The following is a 22,995-nucleotide window of genomic DNA, read 5'->3' as shown; positions in this document are numbered from 1 at the left end:
TTTGGGGTGGAAATTGACGCGCACGACAAGCATAATCCCCAAAAGCGACCGGTAATGGTGTTACGAGCCGCGTAACGCCTCATAAACAAAAAAGGCATAAAACAATGGCTTCCGACAAGCAAAACCTCCAGGACGCCTTCCTGAATCACGTCCGGAAGACGAAGGTTCCCGTGACGATCTTTCTCATAAATGGTGTTAAGTTGCAGGGTGTTATCACTTGGTTTGATAATTTCTGCGTACTTTTGCGCCGCGATGGGCAATCTCAGCTGGTCTATAAGCATGCGATCTCGACAGTGATGCCTGCGCAACCGATCAGCCTTTATGATGGCGAAGACCGCGCTGACTGATCCTGTTGAGTCCGGCGCCACTGAGGCGCCCCCGACACGCACCGCCGTGCTGCATCCCGACCTTGGACCCGATCACACCCGCCGCGCGCCCGAACATGGGCTTGCCGAAGCGGTGTCATTGGCCCACGCATTGCCGGGTCTTGAGGTCGTGCGTGATCAGGTTGTCCGTCTTCCGAAGCCGCATCCGGGCCATTTGTTTGGCACCGGTAAATTGGCCGAGCTAAAGCAACTTTTGCATGACGATGAGATTGATCTTGTCGTCATCGACGGTCCCGTGACGCCCGTGCAGCAGCGCAACCTTGAAAAAGAGTGGAAGGTGAAGCTGCTGGATCGTACCGGGCTGATCCTTGAGATTTTTGCCGACCGAGCTGCTACCCGAGAGGGTGTGCTGCAGGTGGAATTGGCCGCTCTCAGCTATCAACGGACGCGGCTTGTGCGGGCTTGGACCCACCTTGAACGTCAGCGTGGTGGCTTGGGGTTCGTTGGGGGTCCGGGTGAGACGCAGATCGAGGCGGACCGCCGCGCGATTGACGATGCGGTGAACCGCATTCGCAAGCAATTGGCCAAGGTGGTCAAAACGCGTGCGTTGCACCGGGCCGCACGCGCCAAGGTGCCGTACCCGATTGTGGCGCTTGTGGGCTATACAAACGCGGGCAAGTCTACACTGTTCAATTATTTGACTGGGGCGGATGTCTTTGCCAAAGACATGCTGTTTGCGACGCTGGACCCTACGATGCGGGCCGTGACCCTGCCGGGGGGCACGGACATTATCCTGTCGGACACGGTTGGATTCATATCGGATCTTCCAACTCAGCTGGTGGCCGCGTTTCGGGCAACGCTTGAGGAAGTGTTGGACGCCGATTTGATCTGTCACGTGCGCGATATCTCGCATCCTGAAAGCGATGCGCAGGCGAGGGATGTGAACGCTATCCTTGCGCAACTGGGCGTGAGCGATGGGATCCCAAAGATCGAGCTGTGGAACAAGATCGACGCCGTTGATGCCGACACACGCGCGAGCATTGAGGCGATTGCGGCGCGCCGTGAGGATGTGTTTACCCTGTCCGCAGTCACCGGCGAGGGCCGCGATCCGGCACTGGCTGCGATCGCAACCCGCGTTACGCCCGCGACCCACGACGAAGAGGTGTTTGTGCCCTTCGCTGACGGGCGCGCACGGGCATGGTTGCATGGTGAGGATATCATCCAGCAAGAGGCCCAAGAGGACGAAGGATTTCGGATCCAAGTCCGTTGGACCACGCGACAAGCCGAGCAGTTTGCAAAAATGCGCCGTTAAGGCGGTTTTTGCGGCTGTGACGCAGCATCTGGTGGCGTGACAAGGGGCGTCCCCTGTTATATGGTATAAAGCAATAAGGGCGGCCAACCGCCCGGACTTTAGATATCGGCAGTAAACATTACAGGATCACGATCATGACCACTTTCTCCCGTCGCGGATTTATTACGACGGCTGTCGCGCCATTGGCTTTGGCGGCGTGCGGCAATGGGATTAACAGTAAGGGCGCCTCAACCATTGACGCCCGCGTGGATAGCGCGCTGGATTTTCTTTACAGCGACGTTGAGGGCGCGCAACGGCTTGGCGATACGTCGGCGGGTGTCTTGGTGATGCCGCTGATTACGGAAGCCGGGTTTGGCTTTGGTGCCGGGTACGGTCGTGGCGCGCTGCGTGTTGGCGGGGCGACGGTGGACTATTACTCTGCGGCGAATGCCTCGTTTGGGTTGCAGATTGGCGCGCAACAATACGCGCATGCGTTGTTTTTCATGACCGAAGAGGCTTTGAACAACTTCCGCGCGGGACCCGGTTGGGCGGCTGGCGCAGACCTAGAGTACGCTTTGTCAGGGCAGGGCGATAGCGTCAGTGCTGACACAACCAGCGCGCTCGATCCTGTGATCGCGGTGATCTTTGGTCAGGCGGGTTTGATTGCAGGGGCCTCGCTTGAGGGGACCAAATACACGCGGATCATTCCATAAAGACCCATGGCGCAGCCTTGCGGCTGCGCCCCAAGCGAGGGGCCAGCCCCTCGCGCACCCCGGGATATTGGGGAACCAAAGAAAGACACTTGTGATTTGGATGAACGCGCGTTAAGTCGCGCGTACTTCACAGGGTGAGGTTGGGTCATACGGGGAGACATCCCGTCTGTATCCGCCGGTTGGGACAATCGTCTCGCATGCCTCGCCCGAGGATTGAAACCGGAAAGGAAGATACGAGATGGCTTTGCCCGAATTCTCGCTGCGTCAGCTTTTGGAAGCTGGTGTACACTTTGGTCACCAGACCCAACGTTGGAACCCCCGTATGGCACCGTATATTTACGGTGGCAAAAACGGCATCCACATCATGGACCTCACCCAAACCGTTCCCATGCTTGAGCAAGCTCTGAACGTTGTTCGGGACACCGTGGCCAAAGGCGGACGCGTTCTGTTCGTAGGTACCAAGCGTCAGGCGCAAAAGCCGATCGCTGATGCTGCTGAGCGTTGCGCACAATACTACATGAACCACCGCTGGTTGGGCGGCACGCTCACCAACTGGAAAACCGTTTCCAACTCCATCGCTCGCTTGAAGGCGATTGACGAGGCATCTGCCCAAGGCTTTGCTGGTCTGACCAAAAAAGAGCGTCTGGGTATGGAGCGCGACCAAGCCAAGCTGGAAGCTTCGCTGGGTGGTATCCGTGAAATGGGCGGTGTGCCTGATCTGTTGTTCGTCATCGACGTCAACAAAGAAGATCTGGCCATCGCGGAAGCAAAAAAGCTGGGTATTCCAGTTGTTGGTATCGTTGATACGAACTGCTCGCCCGACGGTGTTGATTACATCATCCCCGGTAACGACGACGCGGCACGCGCAATTGCGCTGTACTGTGATCTGGTGGCCCGTGCGGCGCTGGACGGCATGTCCGCCCAACTGGGTGCGGCTGGTGTCGACATCGGTGCGATGGAAGAAGCACCCGCCGAGGAAGCTGTCGCCGCAGAGGCCTAAGGCTTATTGCGTCACACTGCTGATACCGGGAGGGGCTAAGCCCCCTCCCACGACATTTCCGAACAAGGAGACCAGAGATGGCGATTACCGCTGCATTGGTGAAAGAACTGCGCGATACGACCGGCGCAGGCATGATGGACGCGAAAAAAGCGTTGACCGAAACAGACGGCGACATGGAAGCGGCAGTCGATTGGCTGCGCACCAAGGGCCTCGCGAAAGCGGCGAAAAAGTCCGGCCGTACGGCAGCAGAAGGCCTTGTGGCTGTTGCTGTTGAGGGCAACACAGCCGTCGCACTGGAAGTGAACTCCGAGACCGACTTCGTTGGTAAAAACGCTGAGTTCCAAGAGATGGTTGCCTCCTTTGCGGGCGCTGCGCTGTCGGTTGACGATGTTGACGCGCTCAAAGCGGCTGATCTGAACGGTAAATCCGTTGAGGACACGCTGACTGCGAAGATCGCAACAATCGGTGAGAACATGTCTATCCGCCGTATGGCGAAGCTGACGGGCGAGACTGTTGTGTCCTATGTGCACAACGCTGCTGCGCCCGGCATGGGCAAAATCGGTGTGCTTGTTGCCATGAACGGCGGCAACGAGGCGCTCGGCAAACAGATCGCAATGCACGTTGCTGCTGTGAACCCCGCGTCCCTCTCGGAAGCTGATCTTGACCCAGCTGTGGTTGAGAAAGAAAAGCAGGTTCAGATCGACATCGCACGCGAGTCCGGCAAGCCCGAGCAAGTGATCGAAAAGATGATCGTTGGCCGCATGAAGAAATTCATGGCAGAAGTCACACTCGTGAACCAAGCATTCGTTGTGAACCCTGACCTGACTGTTGGTGCGGCGGCTGCTGAGGCTGGCGCAGAAATCACCGGTTTCGTGCGTCTTGAAGTCGGCGAAGGCATCGAGAAGAAAGAAGAAGATTTCGCAGCTGAGGTGGCAAAAGCCGTCAAAGGCTAAGCGCCTTCTGCGTATCTGAGAAAAAACAAGCGCCGCTGGGGGTAACCAGCGGCGCTTTTTTCATGGGTGCTTTAGCGTCTGGGGATGATAATTAGACAAACACCCAATCAAGTGCCGCGGCCCCGGCGGACTATACACCGAGGCCGCGACGATCCCGAATTCATCGAGCAGAGCCCCATCCAGGCTGCTATCCCAACCCTTCTGGCGCACTGATTAGTCTCAAGGCACAACGCCCCAACTCACAAGACACTTTATATACTACAGATTGACCCAGCGTCAGGAAGTAAGGAAATCCCTACTAAATCGTTTACGAGTATCACAAGATATTACCGAAGACTGCTAGAGATAAACACTTGGTTGAGGAGCGACGCTTTTAGTATCGCTTGGGCTGTGGTGTCGACGTCCAGCGCTTCGCGGGCGAGTCGCAGATGCTTTTCGACTGTGGCGACGTTCCGTTCCCACAATTGGGCGATATCTTGGATCGTTTTGCCATCTGCAACCATTTCCAGCGCATCGCGTTGGCGGGTCGTCAGAACGCGGTTGCCGATGTAGGGCAGGTCGTTCAGCTTGAGGTGTGCGAGGTTGCATAGAACTTCGATCTCAAGGCCTTTGTCCTGCCAGAGGGCATCGATTTGTTCTTGGCTCATGTGGGATGAACACACCCCGATCCCGCCATTGCTGCGTTGTGACAGCCGAGGAAAGGACACGGTAAAGCCGGCCTTGATGTTGTATCTGGCGTTCAGCTCCATGACCTTGGTCTGCGCTGGGGTCAGTGCGCCGTCCATTAGGGCTTTGCGCGAGTGGCTCCAACTGATGGCGGAACCGGGGTTGTGCGAGACCCATTCGATGGTGGGCGCGTTCTTGTAATACTCATCGCCGAGGAATGTTTTGATGTAATCGGGGGGGTAGTTCGTAAGGATGACTGCGTCGCTGAGATCGCCAAAATCATTCTTGGTGCGGAACTGGGTGGCGGCATAAAACACGCGGTCAAAGCCATATTGCGCCAGTTGCTTGAGGACCATGGGCCAGGCTTCCTCAAGGGTCTTGGCCTGGGTTAACCCCTTGAGAGCGGACAAAAGCTCCGTGGCTGACGGGCAGCGGACTGTGGTTGGCCCATTCACGGGCCGCCCGCTTTCAGGTGGTCTGTCATGGCCCGCAGCGCAAGCTCATACCCCGCCGTTCCAAGTCCGGCGATGACGCCGATACAGGCGCGCGCGATCATGGAATGGTGGCGAAACTCTTCGCGGGCGTAGACGTTTGAGATGTGGACTTCGATCACTGGCAACCCTGTGCCCGCAATCGCATCATGCAGGGCGATGGACGTGTGGGTGTAGGCGCCCGCATTGATCACGACACCGGCACAGGTATCCCGTGCGGCGTGGATTTCGTCGACCATCGTACCTTCGTGGTTGGACTGGGCGCAGCGCACCGTGATGCCGAGTTCAGCCGCGATCGCGTGGCAATCGGCCTCCACGTCGGGGAGGGTTTTTGCGCCATAGATGCCGGGCTCTCGCGTGCCGAGCAAATTGAGGTTCGGGCCATTAAGTACTAGGATTTGTGTCATAGGGAGACGTTATCCGTTGATCTGTGTGTGCGGCAAGACATCAGTCGTCGCAGGGCGGATTGGGTTCGGCCAACGGCTGCCCCTGCGGCACGCAAGCAACACCCATTGCACGTAGGTGCTGCCCGGGTCACGGTGCGCCGGAGGGAGGGCCGAGATGCCGCGCATTTTTTCGAATCGTAACCGTCCGCTGCATGCGGGGGCTTTGCCGACAGAACGTTTGCCCAAGCAACGGTCGGTGGATTTGCAGGCCGTACCGACGATGCGCGCGTTGCGGTTTGAGGGGCCGAAGGGATCGATCATTCATGCCATGGCGGAGCATCAGGCAATGCTGGACGCCATCCGCGATGGGGCGACGAACCTCGCCAAGTCCGAGATTCCGGCGGAGCCAGTTGCGCGCACCGATCACTTCAAAGCGTTTGCAACCTTTTGCGACGCGACACTTGTAGGGGTGTGCCGTTTGGGGCCAGAGGATCATCTGGCCAATCCCATTCAAAACCCCGAAGTCGCGACCTTGGCTGAGGCGCTGCGCACGCGGCAGACCAAGACGCTTGCGGCGGGTATCGACCTGATCATGGCCGACCTTAAGGAATCGGTTTCAACGCCGTCGGGCGACATGACCCATCATCGGTTTGCTCTTGTGTTTGCCTATGCCCAGCCCCGTGCGCCACGAGCGGATGAGGCTGGAACGGATTGGATCAAGGGCGCAGAACGCCATAGATCTGCGCTTTTAGGGGCTGAGACGGCTACCGTTTTAGCGAATTATATCAGGCTTCTAGGGTGGGATGCCCGTGCCCACACCGAAAGCACGTCTGATGTTGATCTGAATCGGCTGGCTGTTGCGTCTGGCATTGCACTTTGGGATGGGCACGCCCTGCGCCACCCGTTTTTGCCGAATGGACTTGCCCTTGCTGCGGTGACGACCACGCTTGAACTGGCGCCGGATGTGCCGCTGGCATCGTCGACCGTGGCCGCACCGGGGCAGGCGGCGTGTGACCCTTATGCGCGACGCGATTTCAAAGACGGCGCGCACCCGTTTGAGACGCTTAAACGGGTCGATCAGCCCACAACCTATATGGATGAACCGAACATTCCGCGTGTCCCCAAGCGCGCTGATTTGTTCGCGCGCGCCCAGTTTGGCGATATGGGACCGGCGCTGCAAAAGGCGGCAACCGGTGGCTACTATGTCCGCAAAGCGGCGCCCTCGGCTGCGCAACGCCGAGCGCTTGGGGCGTTTGTCCTGCTGCAAGACGGCACGCCTTCGCCTGTCCAAGCCGATCTGCCGCCGCAAACCGCGTCTGAGTTGATCAAGGCGACCAGCTATTTTCTGGGTGTCGATGCCGTGGGCATTTCGCGCTGTCCGGAGTGGGCGTGGTATAGCCACGACGCGCGCGGGGCCGAGATTGATCCGCCCCACGATCAGGCGATCTCAATGGTGATCGACCAAGGGTATGAGACAATGGAGGGGTCCTCCGGCGATGATTGGATCGCGGTGGCCCAAAGCATGCGCGCCTACCTGCGGTTTTCGTTGTTGGGCGGGGTGGTGGCTGCGCAAATCCGTGCCTTGGGCTATAGCGCCAAGGCGCACACGGTGATGGATGGTGAGGTCCTACAGCCGCCGCTGCTGTTGCTCAGCGGTTTGGGCGAGGTCAGCCGCATTGGTGAAGTGATCCTCAATCCGTTTCTCGGTCCGCGTCTGAAATCGGGTGTAGTCACGACTGATATGCCCTTGAAACATGACCAACCCATTGATTTCGGGATGCAATCATTTTGTGAGGCCTGCAATAAATGTGCGCGTGAATGTCCGTCTGGCGCGATTACGGCCGGGCCTAAACGGATGTTTAATGGCTATGAGATTTGGAAATCCGATAGCCAGAAATGCACGACATACCGGGTGACAACGCCCGGTGGGGCGATGTGTGGGCGCTGTATGAAAACCTGTCCGTGGAACCTTGAAGGCCTGTTTCGCGACGCGGCCTTCCGCAAAGTTGCGATGAACGTGCCCAAAGCGGCTCCGATCCTTGCCAAGCTCGACGATACATTGGGGCGTGGCGGGCTGAATTCGGTTAAAAAATGGTGGTGGGACTTGGAGTTGAGCGAGGCGGGCTCGTATCATCCGACCCAACACGCGGTGAACGCACGTGGGCTGCAAAAAGACCTCAAGATTGATCATAATGATCAGACACTTGCGGTTTATCCCGCACCTCTTGCGGCACACCCCTATCCTTATCCAGACCCGATGGATCGTGAGGCCGGGATCGCCGCCTACAAGGCGATGGTCCCCGCAAAGGACCACATCGCCGCCGTGGCGCGGGGCGATGAAAGCGTGTTGCATCGCACGCGCCCGATCGGTGAAAGCCCGGTATTGCCACTTGTGGTTCGTGCGGTCACGCCGGAAGCCGAAGGCATTACCACCTACACGCTGCGCGCCCCCGATGGTGTGCCGCTGCCGCCGTGGACGCCGGGGGCGCATATCGATCTGTTGATCGCGCCAGAATACCTGCGCCCTTACTCGCTGACCGGGGACCCGGAGGATCGCAGTTGCTACCGAATTGGGGTCCTGCGTGAGGATGCGGGCAGGGGCGGTTCAAAGTTGTTACATCGGATCTTTGCAACGGGTCGTCAGGTGTATGCGGCGCGCCCGATTAACCACTTTCTTCTGGTGCCGGGTGCGGCATCCGTCACGCTAATGGCGGGTGGTATCGGGATCACGCCGATGATCCCCATGGCCCATGCTCTGCACCGCGCGGGCACGCCGTTTACGCTGCGATACTCAGGGCGGAGCCGTGCGAAAATGGGGTTCATACCTGAGCTACAGGCCGCACCTTGGGCCGATCAGGTACGTCTGCATATCTCAGATGAAGGCGGGCGCGTCGACTTCAAGACCGCGCTGCAATATACTGAAAATGAACATATTTATACCTGCGGCAGTGGCGTGTATATGGAGGCCGCGATGCAAGCCGCGCGCAACGCAGGCTATCCGGAAGATGCGTTGCATCTCGAATATTTCGCCGTCCCGGAGGTAGAGGCCGCCCCCCGCACGCCGTTTACCCTGCGTCTTAGCCGCAGTGGGCGCGACATCGCGGTTGGTGCCGATCAAGTTGCTTCTGACGCGCTGAACGCGGCGGGCGTTTCCGTTGATGTGAAATGCAGCGACGGGCTATGCGGGGTATGCAGTTGCAAGGTCATCGCGGGGAATGTCGATCACCGCGATTTCGTCCTATCCGCCGCGCAGCGACAAGAGGCTATGATCCTGTGCCAGTCCCGCGCGGTGGAGCCTGATGGTGTCATTGAGATTGATCTGTAGGGCGGTGATAGAGTCTCTGTTTCATTCTGGGATTTTACATAGGTAAACATGTCCTGAAGAGGATCAGGAATTCGGGTTGCAGCGCCTTCGGGGCGCCGCCATGGTTTATCCTTCAAAGTGGAGGCTAGAATGACAGCAATCGACTGGGATGACGCCTATGCGAACATGCCCTACGTGCCCGGGGCGGAAGCGCTGCCTGCGCAGTGGGCCGCTGAGGCAGAGGCATTTCGCGCCAGTGGCGTCGCCATTGAAACGTTGCGCTATGGCGCGGCTCCGCGGTGTGAATTGGACATCCTACGGCCCACCCATCCGCCCGAAGGGCTAATGGTTTTTGTTCATGGCGGTTATTGGATGAAGTTTGACCGAAGCTACTGGACCCATCTCGCCAAAGGCGCGCTTGAGCGTGGATGGGCCGTTGCCATCCCAAGCTATACACTCGCGCCCGAGGCCCGAGTTGGTCAGATGACGGCCGAGATCGGAGCAGCAATTGTGTGTGCCACAGAGGCGGTTTCTGGTCCCATTCGATTGGCCGGGCATTCGGCGGGTGGACACCTCGTTAGCCGGATGGTTTGCGCCGATAGCGCTTTGCCCCAAGAGGTACAGGATCGAATTGAGCATACAGTCTCAATCAGCGGCTTACACGATTTGCGTCCCCTCCGCTGGACCAAGCTGAACGCGAGCTTGAACCTAGACATGGATGAGGCAACGGCTGAGAGCGCGGCTCTGTGTATGCCACGGTCCGGTGCGTCGGTAACTGCTTGGGTTGGTGGCGATGAACGGCCCGAATTCATCCGGCAGGCGGAGGCACTGCATACCATGTGGTCAGGGCTGGAGGCGCAGACGACGTGCGTTGTTGAACCCGGGCACAACCACTTCAGCGTTATCGAAGCGTTAACGGACCCTAAGTCCGCCCTTTTGAACGAAATCCTTGCCGCGTAGCCTTCTACAGGAGACATCCCCATGTTGCCAATGAAAGACCGCTTTCACCTGCCTGAGGGGATGATTTACCTCGACGGAAACTCGCTTGGACCATTGCCCAAATCGACCCCTGATGCCGTAGCAAACATGCTTACGCAGCAGTGGGGGGATCACTTGATCAAGGGGTGGAACGAGGACGATTGGATGGGGCAGCCCACCCGGGTGGGCAACATGGTGGGCCGTTTGATCGGCGCGCCTGAGGGGAGTGTGCCTATGGGAGACACACTCTCGATCAAAGTCTTCCAAGCGCTTTCTTCCGCGTTGGATTTACGCCCTGATCGGCATGTTGTTCTATCGGATAGCGGAAATTTTCCGACTGATTTGTACATGGCTGAAGGGCTGCTGCGGTCGCGGGCTGGCGACTATGAATTGCGCGTCGTGCCGCCCGAGGATATTCAGGCCGCCATCACGGATGAGGTCGCGGTGGTGATGCTGACCCAGGTCGATTACCGCACGGGGCGGATGCACGACATGGCCGCGATTACGCAAGCGGCACATGCTGCGGGAGCCGTGATGGTCTGGGATCTCGCGCATAGCGCGGGGGCCGTGCCGGTGGATTTGCACGCCGTTCAATGTGAGTTCGCTGTTGGCTGCACCTATAAATATCTCAACGGTGGTCCGGGTGCGCCGGCGTTTATTTACGTGCGTCCTGACCTGATCGACACACTTGATCCCGTGCTGTGCGGATGGCTTGGGCATGACGCGCCCTTCGCGTTTGAGCCGAGCTATCGACCCGCCCCCGGGATTGAAAGAATGCGCGTCGGCACCCCACCTGTGATGCAATTGACCGCCCTAGAGGACGCTTTACGCATTTGGGATGGCATCGAAATGGACGACATTCGTGCAGCCAGCCTTCGCCTAAGCGACGTTTTTATCCATCAGATTGAGACACGTTGCCCAGAACCGACCCTGGTCAGTCCGCGTGAGGGGGCGTTGCGTGGCTCTCAGGTGTCGTTCACCCACCCTGAAGGCTACGCTGTCATGCAGGCGTTAATTGCGCATGATGTGATAGGTGATTACCGTGCTCCGAACATCATGCGGTTTGGCTTTACCCCGCTTTACATCGATGAAAATGATGTCTCCTCGGCGGTTGATCGGCTCTGTGGTATTCTTGAAAACAGGCTGTGGGATACGCCGGAATATCGGGCAACTAAGCGAGTGACATAACCCTAGCTTCGGCGACGATCCGATGGAACCCGATCAGTGCAGATCGTCGGGAGTAGGCAGTACGGTCCGCTCTCGTACACGGTTTCTTGTCCTTTGCGTTAGCTGACCTTTACGTTAAGTTAAGTGGGCATGAAATTTCCTAAATTATATTTACAAACAGCATGTTAAATATTTTTCAAAATACATTCAAAAAGGGTATTGGAATTCGGAAAAATCCCGTCAAGACTGTGACTCCAACACACGAAACGCGGCGCTCAATGACCGCGCGTGACGGGAGGAGAAACGATTATGACGTCTGCGCAAGACGCATCTCAAGGCGTGAGCATACCCCATCTACTGGCGCGCAACGCGGCCCAGTTCGGGGATCGCCCAGCGTATCGAGAGAAAGAATTTGGAATTTGGCAAAGTTGGACGTGGTCGGAAACTGCGTCTGAAATTGAGGCGTTAGCGCTCGGGTTGCTGTCGCTTGGCGTGGCACCGGGGGATCACGTCGCGATCATCGGGCGCAATCGCCCAGCGCTGTATTGGTCGATGGTCGCGGTGCAATGCGTCGGGGCTGTTCCCGTACCCTTGTATCAAGACGCGGTGGTCGAAGAGATGACCTATGTGTTGGAGCATTGCGGCGCACGCTTTGTGATCGCGGGCGATCAGGAGCAGGTGGACAAGGTGCTGGAAGTCAAAGGCGCCACCACAGTCATCGAGCACATCGTTTACTTTGATAAACGTGGTCTTCGGAAATATGACCATACCGCTATGACGAGCCTGTCAGATGTTCAGGCGCAGGGTCGTAATGCATCGGATGAAATGGTTAAAACCATGCAATCCCGGCGCGATGGTCTTGGGTCGGATGATACTTGCGTGATGCTCTATACGTCGGGGACGACGGGCAAGCCGAAGGGCGTTGTTTTGAGCAACCGCAACGTCATTGAGACGGCGCAAAACTCATCTAATTTTGATACACTCGGACCCGGCGAAGAGGTTCTGGCCTATCTGCCGATGGCGTGGGTTGGGGATTTCATCTTCTCGATCGGGCAGGCGTATTGGACAGGGTTTTGCGTGAATTGCCCCGAAAGTGCGGCAACGATGCAAAGCGACTTGCGCGAAATCGGGCCGACCTACTTCTTCGCGCCGCCAGCGATTTTTGAAAGCCATCTGACTCAGGTGATGATCCGGATGGAGGACGCCAGTCGCTTCAAACGCTGGATGTTCCATATGTTTATGGATCACGCTCGCCGTGTTGGGCCTGCCATTTTGGACGGGGCCTCTGTTGGCTTGTGGGATCGTCTGAAATATGCGCTCGGGAACGTGATGGTGTACGGGCCGTTGAAAAACACCCTCGGTATGAGCCGCATCCGTGTGGGCTACACCGCCGGTGAGGCGATTGGCCCGGAACTGTTTGATTTTTATCGGTCTCTTGGGATTAACCTCAAGCAGCTGTACGGTCAGACAGAGGCGACTGTGTTCATCACACAGCAGCCCGATGGCCAGGTCCGCTCGGACACTGTGGGCGTTCCTAGCCCGGGGGTTGAAATCAAGATCGCCGAAAGCGGCGAGGTTTATTACCGTTCCCCGGGCACGTTCCAATCTTACTTCAAAAACCCTGAAAGCACGGCCTCCACCAAAGATGCCGAAGGTTGGGTTGCGACGGGCGATGCGGGTTTCATTGAGGAGGCCACCGGCCATCTGCGCATCATTGACCGGATCAAGGATGTGGCGCGAATGTCGGATGGGTCGATGTTTGCGCCCAAATACGTTGAGAACAAACTTAAGTTTTATCCCAACGTGTTAGAGGCCGTGGTGTTCGGCGCCGGGCGGGACCGATGCTGTGCTTTCATTAACATCGATCTCACGGCTGTTGGTAACTGGGCAGAGCGCAACAACATTGCGTACTCGTCCTACCAAGAGCTGTCTCAGCACCCGCAAGTGCTTGAGATGATTGAAGGACACGTGAATGCAGTCAACGCCAGTGTCGCGCAAGATGAGATGCTGTCGGGGTGTCAAATCCACCGTTTTCTCGTGCTACACAAAGAGCTGGACGCAGATGATGGCGAGCTGACGCGCACCAAAAAGGTCCGTCGCGCCGTGATCGCAGAAAAGTTCAATGACCTGATCGAGGCGCTTTATAGCGACGCGCCTGAGGTCACGACCGAGACAGAAGTCACCTACGAAGACGGGCGTAAGGGCACGATCCGCGCAACGCTTTCGATCCGTGACGGGGACGTCTTTCCCAAGCTGGAGGCTGTCGCATGATGCTTGAAAATCAAACACTTGCCCCAAGCGATGGCTACGTGACAGCAGACGGTCGCCAGATCGGCGGCGTCATGATGGACCTGCGCAACATCACCCTTCGCTTTGGTGGGGTTGAGGCGATTAAGGATATCTCATTCGATATCCGTGAGGGCGAAATCCGCGCCATCATCGGGCCGAATGGGGCCGGTAAATCGTCGATGCTGAACGTGATCTCGGGCTTTTATGTGCCGCAGGAAGGTGAAGTTTGGTTCAACGGTGCAAAGCGCCCGCCGACCAAACCCTATCAGGTTGCGCGCCAAGGGATCGCGCGGACGTTTCAGAACATTGCACTGTTTGAGGGCATGTCCGTCCTCGATAACGTGATGACCGGACGGCTTCGTCAAATGTCATCTGGATTGTTCTCGCAGGCGCTTTGGTGGGGCAAGGCCCAGACCGAAGAGGTCGAAAATCGTGCTGCAGTTGAGCGGATCATCGACTTTCTTGAGATTCAATCGATCCGCAAAACGCCTGTCGGTCGCTTGCCCTACGGCTTGAAAAAACGCGTTGAACTTGCGCGCGCCTTAGCTGCAGAGCCGCACTTGCTGCTGCTGGATGAGCCGATGGCCGGCATGAACGTCGAGGAAAAAGAGGACATGAGCCGCTTTATTCTGGATGTAAATGACGAATTTGGCACCACAATCGCGTTGATCGAACACGATATGGGCGTGGTGATGGATCTTTCGGACCGGGTGGTCGTGATGGACTATGGCCGCAAAATTGGGGACGGCACGCCCGAAGAGGTGCGCAACAATGAGGCCGTGATCGACGCCTATCTGGGGGTGAGCCATGACTAATCTGATGGACGTGAAAACCGGGGGGCTATGCTAATGTCAGCTGATTTTCTCTATGGCATTGAGGTCTTGATCAACGGCCTAATGGCCGGGGTTCTCTACGCGCTTGTCGCACTGGGCTTTGTTTTGATCTACAAGGCTTCGGGGATTTTCAATTATGCCCAAGGGGTTATGGCTCTGTTCGGCGCGCTGACGCTGACCGGGATCATGTCGGGCCAGGTGCCCTTCGCCCATTTGATCAACGCAACCTTCGGGACGCATATTCATAACTTTGGATGGAATGTGCCGGCCCTCGGGGCCATCGCACTGACGCTTGTTGTGATGGTTTGCTTCGCGTGGATGGTGCAAAAATTCGTGTTCCGGCACCTTGTGGGCCAAGAACCGATCATCTTGTTCATGGCAACAATTGGGTTGGCCTACTTCCTTGAGGGGATGGGCGATCTGATGTGGGGGTCCGACATCAAAAAACTTGATGTGGGCTTGCCCCAAGGTGGCTCGCGCTGGGTTGAGGATATCACAGCCGGTCTTGGTGGTGATGATTTCTACGGCTTCTTCATCGACAAGCTGGACATGGTTGCGACCCTCGTGGCGGCAATACTCGTGATCAGTCTGGTGATGTTCAGCCAGTACACCAAGCAGGGTCGCGCAATGCGCGCCGTGGCAGATGACCACCAAGCCGCTTTGTCAGTCGGTATTTCGCTTAACTACATTTGGATACTTGTTTGGTCGCTTGCAGGGCTTGTTGCGCTGGTCGCTGGCATCATGTGGGGTGCGAAATCAGGCGTACAATTCTCACTGTCTCTGATCGCCCTCAAGGCGCTGCCGGTGCTGATGTTGGGGGGGTTTACCTCCATCCCTGGGGCGATTGTCGGCGGGTTAATCATCGGGGTGGGCGAAAAGCTGTTCGAATACCTCATTGGTGCGCCGTTCCTTGGTGGTGCCACTGAAAACTGGTTCGCCTACGTGCTGGCCCTCATCTTCCTCGTCTTCCGGCCCCAAGGCCTGTTTGGCGAAAAAATCATCGAACGCGTATAGGAGGCGAGCATGTTTTATCGCGAAGCCGGAGACTTCAAAACATCCTACGTGGCCGACAGCCAGACCTTTCCGCTCAAGCTTGATAAGGTCGGGTTTTGGGTGACCATGATGGTGGCATGGGGCGTCATTCCCTTCGTCATCACCGACTACTGGGCGAGTGCGCTGCTGGTGCCATTCCTGATCTATGCGATTGCAGCGATCGGACTGAACATCCTGACCGGATACTGCGGGCAGGTATCGCTGGGCACAGGCGGTTTCATGGCAGTGGGTGCATATGCCTGCTACAAATTGATGACGTCCTTTCCAGACGTTAACATCCTGATCCATATCCTGTTATCGGGCGGGATCACCGCAGCCGTGGGTACGGCGTTTGGCCTGCCTTCCCTACGGATCAAGGGGTTCTACCTCGCGGTTGCCACGCTGGCAGCGCAGTTTTTCCTTGTGTGGTTGTTCAACAAAGTTAGCTGGTTCTACAACTATTCCGCCTCGGGCCAGATTAACGCTCCCGAACGGTTGGTGGCTGGGTTTGCCGTGACTGGGCCCGCATCACCCGCGTGGGCGCAGTACTTGGTGTGCCTGTTCTTTGTAACATTGTGCGCGCTGATCGCTCGCAATTTGACCCGTGGATCCGTGGGCCGGTCATGGATGGCCATCCGCGATATGGACATCGCGGCTGAGATCATCGGTGTGAACCCGCTGCGCGCAAAACTGTCGGCTTTTGCAGTAAGCTCCTTCTTTGTGGGCATCGCTGGGGCGTTGTTCTTCGCGGTGTATCTGGGCGCGGTTGAGGTGGGAGAGGCCTTTGGTATCCAAAAGTCATTCCTCGTCTTGTTCATGATTATCATCGGCGGCTTGGGTTCGATCTTTGGCAGCTTTGCCGGGGCTGCGTTCCTTGTGCTGCTGCCCGTTGCTCTCAAGATTGTGGGCGTCGATTGGCTGGGCTGGCCCACCGATTTGGTTGCGCACTTCCAGCTCGTCATTGTGGGTGCGTTGATCATGTTCTTCTTGATCAAAGAACCCCATGGGCTTGCCCATATCTGGGGCTTGGCAAAGGAAAAACTCCGGCGCTGGCCTTTCCCTTACTAATACAAAACCCCGGATCAACCGGGGGTAATCCAAATGTCAGACAATTGAAACTGGGAGGTATCATCTGATGAAATGTAAACTTATTGCTGCTGCTGTGGCAGGGACATTGGCCGCAGGGCCCGCACTGGCGGATCTGGTCATTCCCGACCTTAGCTATCGTACAGGTCCTTATGCAGCGGGCGGCACACCGTTTTCCGACGGCTATCAGGATTACTTTAACCTGCTGAACGCACGTGACGGCGGTATCGGTGGGGAGCCGATCCGCGTGATCGAATGCGAAACAGGTTACAACACCGAAAAAGGCGTTGAGTGCTATGAGTCCACAAAGGGCGAGGGGGCTTTGATCTATCAACCGCTCTCGACCGGGATCACCTACCAGCTGATCCCCAAAGCGACGGTTGACCAAATCCCACTGCACACAATGGGCTATGGCCGGACATCTGCGGCGAACGGCGAGGTGTTCAACTGGGTGTTCAACTATCCCGCGAACTACTGGGATGCAGCTTCGGTGATGGTGAACTACCTGCTGGAGGAAAATGGTGGGTCGCTTGAGGGCAAAACGCTCGCGCTGCTCTACCACAACTCGGCCTACGGCAAAGAGCCGATCCGCACGCTGGAAGATCTGTCCAAACTGCACGGTTTTGAGCTGAAGCAGCTTGCCGTTGATCACCCCGGCCAAGAGCAAAAATCCCAATGGCTGCAAATCCGCCGCGAACGTCCGGACTACGTCCTGATGTGGGGTTGGGGCGTGATGAACCAGGTCGCGGTGCAAGAAGCTGCGAACATCAACTTCCCAATGGAGAACTTCATTGGCAACTGGTGGGCCGGTGCCGAGCATGACGTAACACCCGCCGGTGAAGCGGCGAACGGCTACAAATCTCTGAACATGAACCGTGTTAGCGATCTGCCCGTTTTCGGTGAGATCAAGTCGCTGGTTCACGATGCTGGCAACGCTGCAGGTGACGGCTCGAACCTTGGTTCGGTGCTCTACACTCGTGGTATGTACGCTGCGATGCTTGCCTCTGAAGCCATTGCAAACGCTCAGGAAATCAGCGGCGTGTCGGACATTACTGCCGCACAAATGCGCGAAGGTATGGCCACGCTCAACATCACGAACGCGCGGATGGAAGAGCTGGGCATGGCTGCCATTGGACCAGAGTTCTCGGTTTCTTGTCAGGACCACGGCGGTAACGGTTTGGGTATCGTTCAGCAGTGGAACGCGATCGACAAAACTTGGGTTGCTTTGACCGACTACATTGCCCCCGATGACAGCGTGACCGGTCCTTTGATCAAAGAAGACAGCGCCGCGTTTGCCGCTGAAAACAACATCACACCGGGCTGCCTCTAAGGGCCTCGTGACGGACGGCGCTAGTACTTGGCGCCGTCCAATTTGCGGATGGAAGGACACCACAATGCTGGACAAATCACCAGTTGAGACCCTGCTAGAGGTCAACAACATCGAGGTGATCTACAACCACGTGATCCTCGTGCTGAAGGGCGTTTCGCTCACGGTGCCCAAAGGCGGCATCACAGCACTTTTGGGGGGCAACGGGGCTGGCAAGACCACTACCCTTAAGGCGATCTCGAACCTGCTGCACTCCGAGCGTGGAGAGGTTACCAAAGGGTCGATCATCTACCGTGGCGAGCGGGTGCAAGACAGCTCTCCCTCCGATCTGGTGAAGCGTGGCGTGATCCAAGTCATGGAGGGTCGCCACTGTTTTGAACACCTCACGATTGAAGAAAACCTACTGACCGGGGCCTATACCCGGACAGAGGGGCGTGGATCGGTGCAGGACGATCTTGAGATGGTGTATAACTACTTCCCGCGGCTCAAAGAGCGGCGCAAAAGTCAGGCGGGCTATACCTCTGGTGGTGAGCAGCAGATGTGCGCAATCGGTCGCGCCTTGATGTCTCACCCCGAGACGATCTTGCTGGACGAGCCATCGATGGGATTGGCGCCGCAGCTGGTTGAAGAAATCTTCACCATTGTGAAAAACCTGAATGAACAAGAAGGCGTTTCGTTCTTGCTGGCAGAGCAAAACACCAACGTGGCGCTGCGGTTTGCCCACCATGGCTATATCCTCGAAAGCGGACGGGTGGTGATGGAAGGCCCGGCAGCGGATCTGCGTGAAAACCCAGACGTTAAGGAATTCTATCTCGGAATGTCCGAAGAGGGGCGCAAAAGCTTTCGCGATGTGCGCAGCTATCGTCGTCGGAAACGGTGGTTGTCATGATGCCAGATCCGAGGGAAGTCCGCTCCCCCAAGGCGCGCGCGGCTGAGCAGTTGGCCCAATTGCACGCGCTGTTTCCCGAAACAGCACAAATGTCTGACATTTCTGAATTGGCGGCTTTGCCAGTGTTACGGAAGGGGGAATTGTGCGCATCTCAGGCTGTAACCCCACCATTGGGTGCCCTGCGCGCCCAGAATGTCAGCCATATTTTTCAATCCCCCGGGCCGATTTACGAACCCGGAGGCCTCGCACCTGATTACTGGCGCTTGGGTCGGTTTCTGCGTGCGATTGGGGTAGAGGCAGGCAGCGTTGTGCAAAACACGTTTGCCTATCATTTCACACCAGCCGGCATGATGTTTGAGAGTGCGGCGCGCGCTCATGGCATGACCGTGTTTCCTGCGGGTCCGGGCAACACGGCCGCGCAGGCCGAGGTCGCGGCATCGATTGGCACGACCGCCTATATCGGGACGCCAGATTATCTGGCCACGATCCTCGATAAAGGGGCTGAATTGGGTCTCGATCTGTCGCGAATTACCCATGCTGCCGTCTCTGCTGGGCCGCTATTTCCGCAAACGCGCCAGGCCTATGCCGACCGCGGGATTACCTGTCGACAATGCTATGCCACGGCGGACGCTGGTCTGATTGCCTACGAAAGCAGCGATTGCACCGATGGTATGATAATTGACGAAGACGTCATCGTTGAGATCGTCACACCCGGCACGGGTACTCCCGTTACCCAGGGTGAGATTGGTGAGGTTTTGGTTACAGTCCTTAATCCCGACAATCCGTTGCTAAGGTTTTCTACGGGCGACTTGAGCGCATTTATGGCTGCTGGCGACACGCCTTGTGGCCGTACCAACCGCAGAATTGTGGGGTGGCGGGGCCGTGCGGACCAAGCCGCCAAGGTTAAGGGGATGTTTATCCGGCCTGAGCAGGTTGCGACCCTTGTTGCGCGTCATGCCGATGTCGCCCGTGCCCGGGTTGAGGTCACCCGCGCTGATGGTGCCGATCACATCGCGGTACAGGTTGAGACTGATGGCGGCGATGCCGATGCAATCGCGGCGTCTGTCAACGATATCCTAAAACTCCGTGCCGATGTTACGTTGCTTGCGCCCGGTGCGCTGCCTCGTGATGGTGTGGTGATTGCGGACCTTCGTCCAATAGAGAGTTGATATGAAAGACGTATTTATTGTAGGCGCCGCCCGCACACCCATGGGCGGGTTCCAAGGTGTTTTCCGAGACTTGACCACGCCAGAACTGGGCGCTGCAGCCATCCAAAGCGCACTTGAGGGCGGCCACATCTCGGTGGATGCCGTGGATGAAGTGCTCATGGGCTGCGTGCTGCCCGCCGGCTTGGGCCAAGCACCGGCACGCCAGGCGGCTATGGGCGCGGGGTTAAGCATTAACGTGCCGTGCACAACGGTAAACAAAGTCTGCGGCTCAGGCATGAAGACGGCGATGCTTGCCTTTGATCAAATCCGGGCAGGTACTAGCGATGTTGTGGTCGCCGGTGGGATGGAAAGCATGTCAAATGCGCCCTATCTCTCGGCCAAAACACGCGCCGGGGCCCGTTTGGGCCATGCATCTTTGTTGGACCATATGTTTACAGACGGGCTGGAGGATGCGTATCAAACCGGCACCCTCATGGGCGTATTCGCAGAGCAATGCGCCGAGGCGTATCAATTCACGCGCGCCGATCAGGACGCCTATGCGATCGCTTCGCTGAATCGTTCATTGAGCGCCGACGCGGCGGGGCATTTCGCATCTGAAATCAGTCCGGTCACGCTCAAAACCCGCAAGGGAGAGAATGTCGTGACCGCTGATGAGCAGCCGCAGTCGGCGCGGCCTGATAAAATTCCACAGCTAAAACCTGCCTTTAAAGCTGACGGGACGGTGACCGCAGCGAACTCGTCGTCGATCTCAGACGGCGCGAGCGCGGTCGTTCTGGCCTCAGCTGAGCAAGTCGCGGCCCACGGGTTCACCCCGCGCGCGCGGATTTGCGGCCATGCGACGTTCGCGCATGCTCCAGATTGGTTTACGACAGCACCGATCCACGCCGCGAAAAAGCTGTTGGATCAGTTAGGGTGGGGCGCGGACGATGTGGACCTGTGGGAGGTTAACGAAGCCTTCGCAGTGGTCGCCATGGCGTTTATCCGTGATATGGACCTGAGCCATGAAAAGGTAAACGTCCATGGCGGAGCCTGCGCGCTTGGTCATCCCATCGGGGCGTCAGGTAGTCGGATTTTGGTAACCTTGTTGAACGCGCTCGAAACACATGACCAGCGCCGTGGCATGGCCGTCATTTGTCTGGGCGGTGGTGAAGCGACTGCGGTCGCAATCGAAAGGGTGTAAGCTATGCAAATTGGAGCGAATACACCGGCGATTGTGACTGGTGGCGCGTCTGGATTGGGGCGCGCAGTGGCCACACGATTGCGGGCTGCGGGTGCGCCGGTCACCTTGTTGGACCGTGCGCCAAGCGGGGCGGATGTGGCCGCCGAACTGGGGGCAGACTTCATCGCAGTGGACGTCACCCAACCCCAAGACGTCGCCGACGCTTTGGCGCAGGCGCGCGCGGCTCAAGGTCAGGAACGTATCTGCGTGAACTGCGCAGGGATCGCGCCAGCTGCGCGTACGGTGGGACGCGAAGGTGCCCATGATGCGGCGTTATTTCAGCAGGTGATCAACGTGAACCTCGTGGGTAGCTTTAACGTGGCCAGCCAGTCTGCCGCTGGGATGGCAGCGCTTTCATCCGAAGATGCTTGCGTTGGCGTCATTATCAACACCGCGTCCATCGCGGCCTACGAGGGTCAAATTGGACAAGCGGCCTATGCGGCTTCCAAGGGCGGGATCGTTGGCATGACTTTGCCGATGGCGCGCGATTTGGCCAAGGCCCGGATCAGGGTGGCCGCTATTGCGCCCGGCATTTTCGGCACCCCGATGGTCAAAGGTTTGCCCGAGGACGTGCAGGAAGCACTGGCCGCAGGCATTCCCAACCCATCCCGTCTGGGCGCGCCGGAGGAGTTCGCCTCCCTCGTGGCCCATATTATTGATAACGACTTTCTTAACGGTGAGGTCATCCGTTTGGATGGTGCCACCCGTTTGACCCCGAGGTAGATGATGGATTTCGCACTAAGCCCCGAACAAGAAGCCATTTTCGACATGGCCAAAGCCTTTACTGAGGCTGAGATTGCCCCACACGCAGCCGCGTGGGACACAGCGGGCGAAATTCCAAAAGACCTGTGGCCCAAGCTGGCCGAGTTGGGATTTGGCGGTTTGTTCGTGTCCGAAGACGCGGGCGGTTCGGGCCTCTCTCGGTTGGATGGCACCTTAGTGTTCGAAGCGCTGTCGCGGGGATGCGCGTCTGTGGCGGCGTTCTTGTCTATTCACAACATGTGCGCCGGTATGATTGATCGCTTTGGTGATGCAGACCTCAAAGGCCGCATGCTGCCGGGTGCTGTCTCGATGGAGCGGTTTTTCGCGTATTGCCTTACGGAGCCGGGATCAGGGTCGGACGCTGCCGCTTTGAAAACACGCGCAGAGCGGACAAACGAAGGCTACGCGCTGACGGGGACCAAGGCGTTCATTTCTGGCGGCGGTTATGCGGACGCTTACATCGTTATGAGCCGCACGGGCGAGCCAGGACCAAAGGGTGTAAGCGCTCTCATCGTTGAAAAAGACGCGGATGGTCTATCGTTTGGCGGGCTTGAGGACAAGATGGGTTGGCGCAACCAACCCACCCGTCAGGTTCAGCTAGACGATTGTAAAGTCCCGGCCGAGAACCTGTTGGGTGAGGAAGGGCGCGGCTTTTCCTATGCAATGGCGGGGCTTGATGGAGGACGGTTGAACATCGCGGCCTGCTCGCTCGGCGCGGCACAAGCGGCACTTGATGATACGCTGGCTTATATGGCGGAGCGTAAAGCATTTGGTCGTTCGATTGATCAATTCCAAGCGCTGCAATTCCGTTTGGCTGATATGGAGGTTGAGTTGCAAGCCGCCCGCGTTTTGCTGCGTCAAGCGGCGTGGAAGCTAGATAATAAGGCGCCTGACGCGACCCACCATTGCGCCATTGCCAAAAAGTTCGTGACCGAAGCGGGCTCTCGAGTTGTGAACGATTGCCTGCAACTACATGGTGGGTATGGATATTTATCTGACTACGGGATCGAAAAACGCGTCCGCGATTTGCGCGTGCACGAAATCCTTGAAGGCACGAATGAGATTATGCGGATGATCATCGCACGCGCGATGGTGCAAGGTTAAGGCAGAGGAA

At 57.6% G+C, this 22,995-nt stretch carries 20 protein-coding genes; 18 read left to right on the top strand and 2 right to left on the bottom strand.

Going from position 1 to position 22,995, the window contains the following annotated elements; genetic code table 11:
• The first annotated feature begins 104 nt into the window (after positions 1–104).
• The 5 genes from hfq (at position 105) to tsf (ending at position 4,283) form a co-directional block, all read left to right on the top strand.
• Positions 105–347 carry an RNA chaperone Hfq gene (hfq, locus tag THS5294_RS03585; RefSeq protein WP_038002863.1) on the top strand — a complete coding sequence of 81 codons (243 nt, stop codon included), beginning with the start codon at positions 105–107 and terminating at the stop codon, positions 345–347.
• Positions 322–1,638, top strand: coding sequence for a GTPase HflX (hflX, locus tag THS5294_RS03580; RefSeq protein WP_058122650.1), 1,317 nt, complete (start codon positions 322–324; stop codon positions 1,636–1,638). Before hfq ends, hflX begins: the two co-directional genes overlap by 26 nt.
• Before the next feature lie 134 nt (positions 1,639–1,772).
• Positions 1,773–2,330 (top strand): lipid-binding SYLF domain-containing protein, encoded by a 558-nt coding sequence (locus THS5294_RS03575; protein ID WP_038002865.1) that lies wholly within the window; start codon positions 1,773–1,775, stop codon positions 2,328–2,330.
• 238 nt (positions 2,331–2,568) lie between these two features.
• Positions 2,569–3,330 (top strand): 30S ribosomal protein S2, encoded by a 762-nt coding sequence (rpsB, locus tag THS5294_RS03570; protein WP_038002867.1) that lies wholly within the window; start codon positions 2,569–2,571, stop codon positions 3,328–3,330.
• A gap of 77 nt (positions 3,331–3,407) precedes the next feature.
• Positions 3,408–4,283 carry a translation elongation factor Ts gene (gene tsf, locus THS5294_RS03565; RefSeq protein WP_058122649.1) on the top strand — a complete coding sequence of 292 codons (876 nt, stop codon included), beginning with the start codon at positions 3,408–3,410 and terminating at the stop codon, positions 4,281–4,283.
• 326 nt (positions 4,284–4,609) lie between these two features.
• Here the strand turns inward: tsf and THS5294_RS03560 are convergent, their stop codons facing one another.
• Complete coding sequence (locus THS5294_RS03560; RefSeq protein ID WP_233486398.1) at positions 4,610–5,404, bottom strand: helix-turn-helix transcriptional regulator; 795 nt, start codon at positions 5,402–5,404, stop codon at positions 4,610–4,612.
• Positions 5,401–5,847 carry a type II 3-dehydroquinate dehydratase gene (aroQ, locus tag THS5294_RS03555; protein WP_058122647.1) on the bottom strand — a complete coding sequence of 149 codons (447 nt, stop codon included), beginning with the start codon at positions 5,845–5,847 and terminating at the stop codon, positions 5,401–5,403. The genes THS5294_RS03560 and aroQ overlap by 4 nt, the downstream gene beginning before the upstream one ends.
• Positions 5,848–6,001: 154 nt before the next feature.
• Here aroQ and THS5294_RS03550 point away from each other — a divergent pair, with 154 nt between their 5' ends.
• The 13 genes from THS5294_RS03550 (at position 6,002) to THS5294_RS03490 (ending at position 22,985) form a co-directional block, all read left to right on the top strand.
• A complete protein-coding gene (locus tag THS5294_RS03550; protein ID WP_058122646.1) occupies positions 6,002–9,151 on the top strand; it encodes a 2Fe-2S iron-sulfur cluster-binding protein in 3,150 nt (1,049 codons plus the stop codon).
• Between the two features lie 129 nt (positions 9,152–9,280).
• Positions 9,281–10,090, top strand: coding sequence for a hormone-sensitive lipase (locus tag THS5294_RS03545; RefSeq protein ID WP_058122645.1), 810 nt, complete (start codon positions 9,281–9,283; stop codon positions 10,088–10,090).
• A 30-nt stretch (positions 10,091–10,120) separates the two neighbouring features.
• Positions 10,121–11,296, top strand: coding sequence for a kynureninase (kynU, locus tag THS5294_RS03540; protein ID WP_058122779.1), 1,176 nt, complete (start codon positions 10,121–10,123; stop codon positions 11,294–11,296).
• A 288-nt stretch (positions 11,297–11,584) separates the two neighbouring features.
• On the top strand, positions 11,585–13,546 hold the full coding sequence (locus tag THS5294_RS03535; protein ID WP_058122644.1) for an AMP-binding protein: 1,962 nt from the start codon (positions 11,585–11,587) through the stop codon (positions 13,544–13,546).
• On the top strand, positions 13,543–14,379 hold the full coding sequence (locus tag THS5294_RS03530; protein ID WP_233486397.1) for an ABC transporter ATP-binding protein: 837 nt from the start codon (positions 13,543–13,545) through the stop codon (positions 14,377–14,379). The genes THS5294_RS03535 and THS5294_RS03530 overlap by 4 nt, the downstream gene beginning before the upstream one ends.
• Positions 14,380–14,412: 33 nt before the next feature.
• Complete coding sequence (locus THS5294_RS03525; protein WP_038002881.1) at positions 14,413–15,411, top strand: branched-chain amino acid ABC transporter permease; 999 nt, start codon at positions 14,413–14,415, stop codon at positions 15,409–15,411.
• A 9-nt stretch (positions 15,412–15,420) separates the two neighbouring features.
• Entirely contained in the window at positions 15,421–16,497 is a 1,077-nt protein-coding gene (locus THS5294_RS03520) for a branched-chain amino acid ABC transporter permease (RefSeq protein WP_058122643.1), read from the top strand.
• 67 nt (positions 16,498–16,564) lie between these two features.
• Positions 16,565–17,845: an ABC transporter substrate-binding protein gene (locus THS5294_RS03515; RefSeq protein ID WP_058122642.1), complete on the top strand. Its 1,281-nt coding sequence runs from the start codon at positions 16,565–16,567 to the stop codon at positions 17,843–17,845.
• 64 nt (positions 17,846–17,909) lie between these two features.
• Positions 17,910–18,731, top strand: a complete 822-nt coding sequence (locus THS5294_RS03510; RefSeq protein ID WP_038002888.1) for an ABC transporter ATP-binding protein — start codon at positions 17,910–17,912, stop codon at positions 18,729–18,731.
• Complete coding sequence (locus THS5294_RS03505; RefSeq protein ID WP_058122778.1) at positions 18,731–19,900, top strand: phenylacetate--CoA ligase family protein; 1,170 nt, start codon at positions 18,731–18,733, stop codon at positions 19,898–19,900. The genes THS5294_RS03510 and THS5294_RS03505 overlap by 1 nt, the downstream gene beginning before the upstream one ends.
• Position 19,901: 1 nt before the next feature.
• Positions 19,902–21,080, top strand: coding sequence for a thiolase family protein (locus THS5294_RS03500; RefSeq protein WP_058122641.1), 1,179 nt, complete (start codon positions 19,902–19,904; stop codon positions 21,078–21,080).
• 3 nt (positions 21,081–21,083) lie between these two features.
• Positions 21,084–21,842: an SDR family NAD(P)-dependent oxidoreductase gene (locus THS5294_RS03495; RefSeq protein ID WP_058122640.1), complete on the top strand. Its 759-nt coding sequence runs from the start codon at positions 21,084–21,086 to the stop codon at positions 21,840–21,842.
• Between the two features lie 3 nt (positions 21,843–21,845).
• Positions 21,846–22,985, top strand: a complete 1,140-nt coding sequence (locus tag THS5294_RS03490; RefSeq protein ID WP_058122777.1) for an acyl-CoA dehydrogenase family protein — start codon at positions 21,846–21,848, stop codon at positions 22,983–22,985.
• The last annotated feature ends 10 nt before the right edge of the window (positions 22,986–22,995 follow it).

Origin of the sequence: Thalassobacter stenotrophicus, from assembly GCF_001458315.1 — a bacterium.
Lineage (GTDB): Bacteria > Pseudomonadota > Alphaproteobacteria > Rhodobacterales > Rhodobacteraceae > Thalassobacter > Thalassobacter stenotrophicus.
Note: the sequence above shows the minus strand (reverse complement) of the source record. Positions and strands in the feature narration are given on the sequence as shown.

What these genes read in the sequence shown, in the direction of transcription:
- THS5294_RS03490 (WP_058122777.1), top strand. Translation starts at nt 21,846, where the DNA reads ATGGATTTCGCACTAAGCCCCGAACAAGAAGCCATTTTCGACATGGCC.
- THS5294_RS03545 (WP_058122645.1), top strand. Translation starts at nt 9,281, where the DNA reads ATGACAGCAATCGACTGGGATGACGCCTATGCGAACATGCCCTACGTG.
- THS5294_RS03500 (WP_058122641.1), top strand. Translation starts at nt 19,902, where the DNA reads ATGAAAGACGTATTTATTGTAGGCGCCGCCCGCACACCCATGGGCGGG.
- hfq (WP_038002863.1), top strand. Translation starts at nt 105, where the DNA reads ATGGCTTCCGACAAGCAAAACCTCCAGGACGCCTTCCTGAATCACGTC.
- THS5294_RS03515 (WP_058122642.1), top strand. Translation starts at nt 16,565, where the DNA reads ATGAAATGTAAACTTATTGCTGCTGCTGTGGCAGGGACATTGGCCGCA.
- THS5294_RS03550 (WP_058122646.1), top strand. Translation starts at nt 6,002, where the DNA reads ATGCCGCGCATTTTTTCGAATCGTAACCGTCCGCTGCATGCGGGGGCT.
- THS5294_RS03525 (WP_038002881.1), top strand. Translation starts at nt 14,413, where the DNA reads ATGTCAGCTGATTTTCTCTATGGCATTGAGGTCTTGATCAACGGCCTA.
- hflX (WP_058122650.1), top strand. Translation starts at nt 322, where the DNA reads ATGATGGCGAAGACCGCGCTGACTGATCCTGTTGAGTCCGGCGCCACT.
- aroQ (WP_058122647.1), bottom strand. Translation starts at nt 5,847, where the DNA reads ATGACACAAATCCTAGTACTTAATGGCCCGAACCTCAATTTGCTCGGC.
- THS5294_RS03505 (WP_058122778.1), top strand. Translation starts at nt 18,731, where the DNA reads ATGCCAGATCCGAGGGAAGTCCGCTCCCCCAAGGCGCGCGCGGCTGAG.
- THS5294_RS03575 (WP_038002865.1), top strand. Translation starts at nt 1,773, where the DNA reads ATGACCACTTTCTCCCGTCGCGGATTTATTACGACGGCTGTCGCGCCA.
- THS5294_RS03495 (WP_058122640.1), top strand. Translation starts at nt 21,084, where the DNA reads ATGCAAATTGGAGCGAATACACCGGCGATTGTGACTGGTGGCGCGTCT.
- rpsB (WP_038002867.1), top strand. Translation starts at nt 2,569, where the DNA reads ATGGCTTTGCCCGAATTCTCGCTGCGTCAGCTTTTGGAAGCTGGTGTA.
- kynU (WP_058122779.1), top strand. Translation starts at nt 10,121, where the DNA reads ATGAAAGACCGCTTTCACCTGCCTGAGGGGATGATTTACCTCGACGGA.
- tsf (WP_058122649.1), top strand. Translation starts at nt 3,408, where the DNA reads ATGGCGATTACCGCTGCATTGGTGAAAGAACTGCGCGATACGACCGGC.
- THS5294_RS03510 (WP_038002888.1), top strand. Translation starts at nt 17,910, where the DNA reads ATGCTGGACAAATCACCAGTTGAGACCCTGCTAGAGGTCAACAACATC.
- THS5294_RS03535 (WP_058122644.1), top strand. Translation starts at nt 11,585, where the DNA reads ATGACGTCTGCGCAAGACGCATCTCAAGGCGTGAGCATACCCCATCTA.
- THS5294_RS03530 (WP_233486397.1), top strand. Translation starts at nt 13,543, where the DNA reads ATGATGCTTGAAAATCAAACACTTGCCCCAAGCGATGGCTACGTGACA.
- THS5294_RS03520 (WP_058122643.1), top strand. Translation starts at nt 15,421, where the DNA reads ATGTTTTATCGCGAAGCCGGAGACTTCAAAACATCCTACGTGGCCGAC.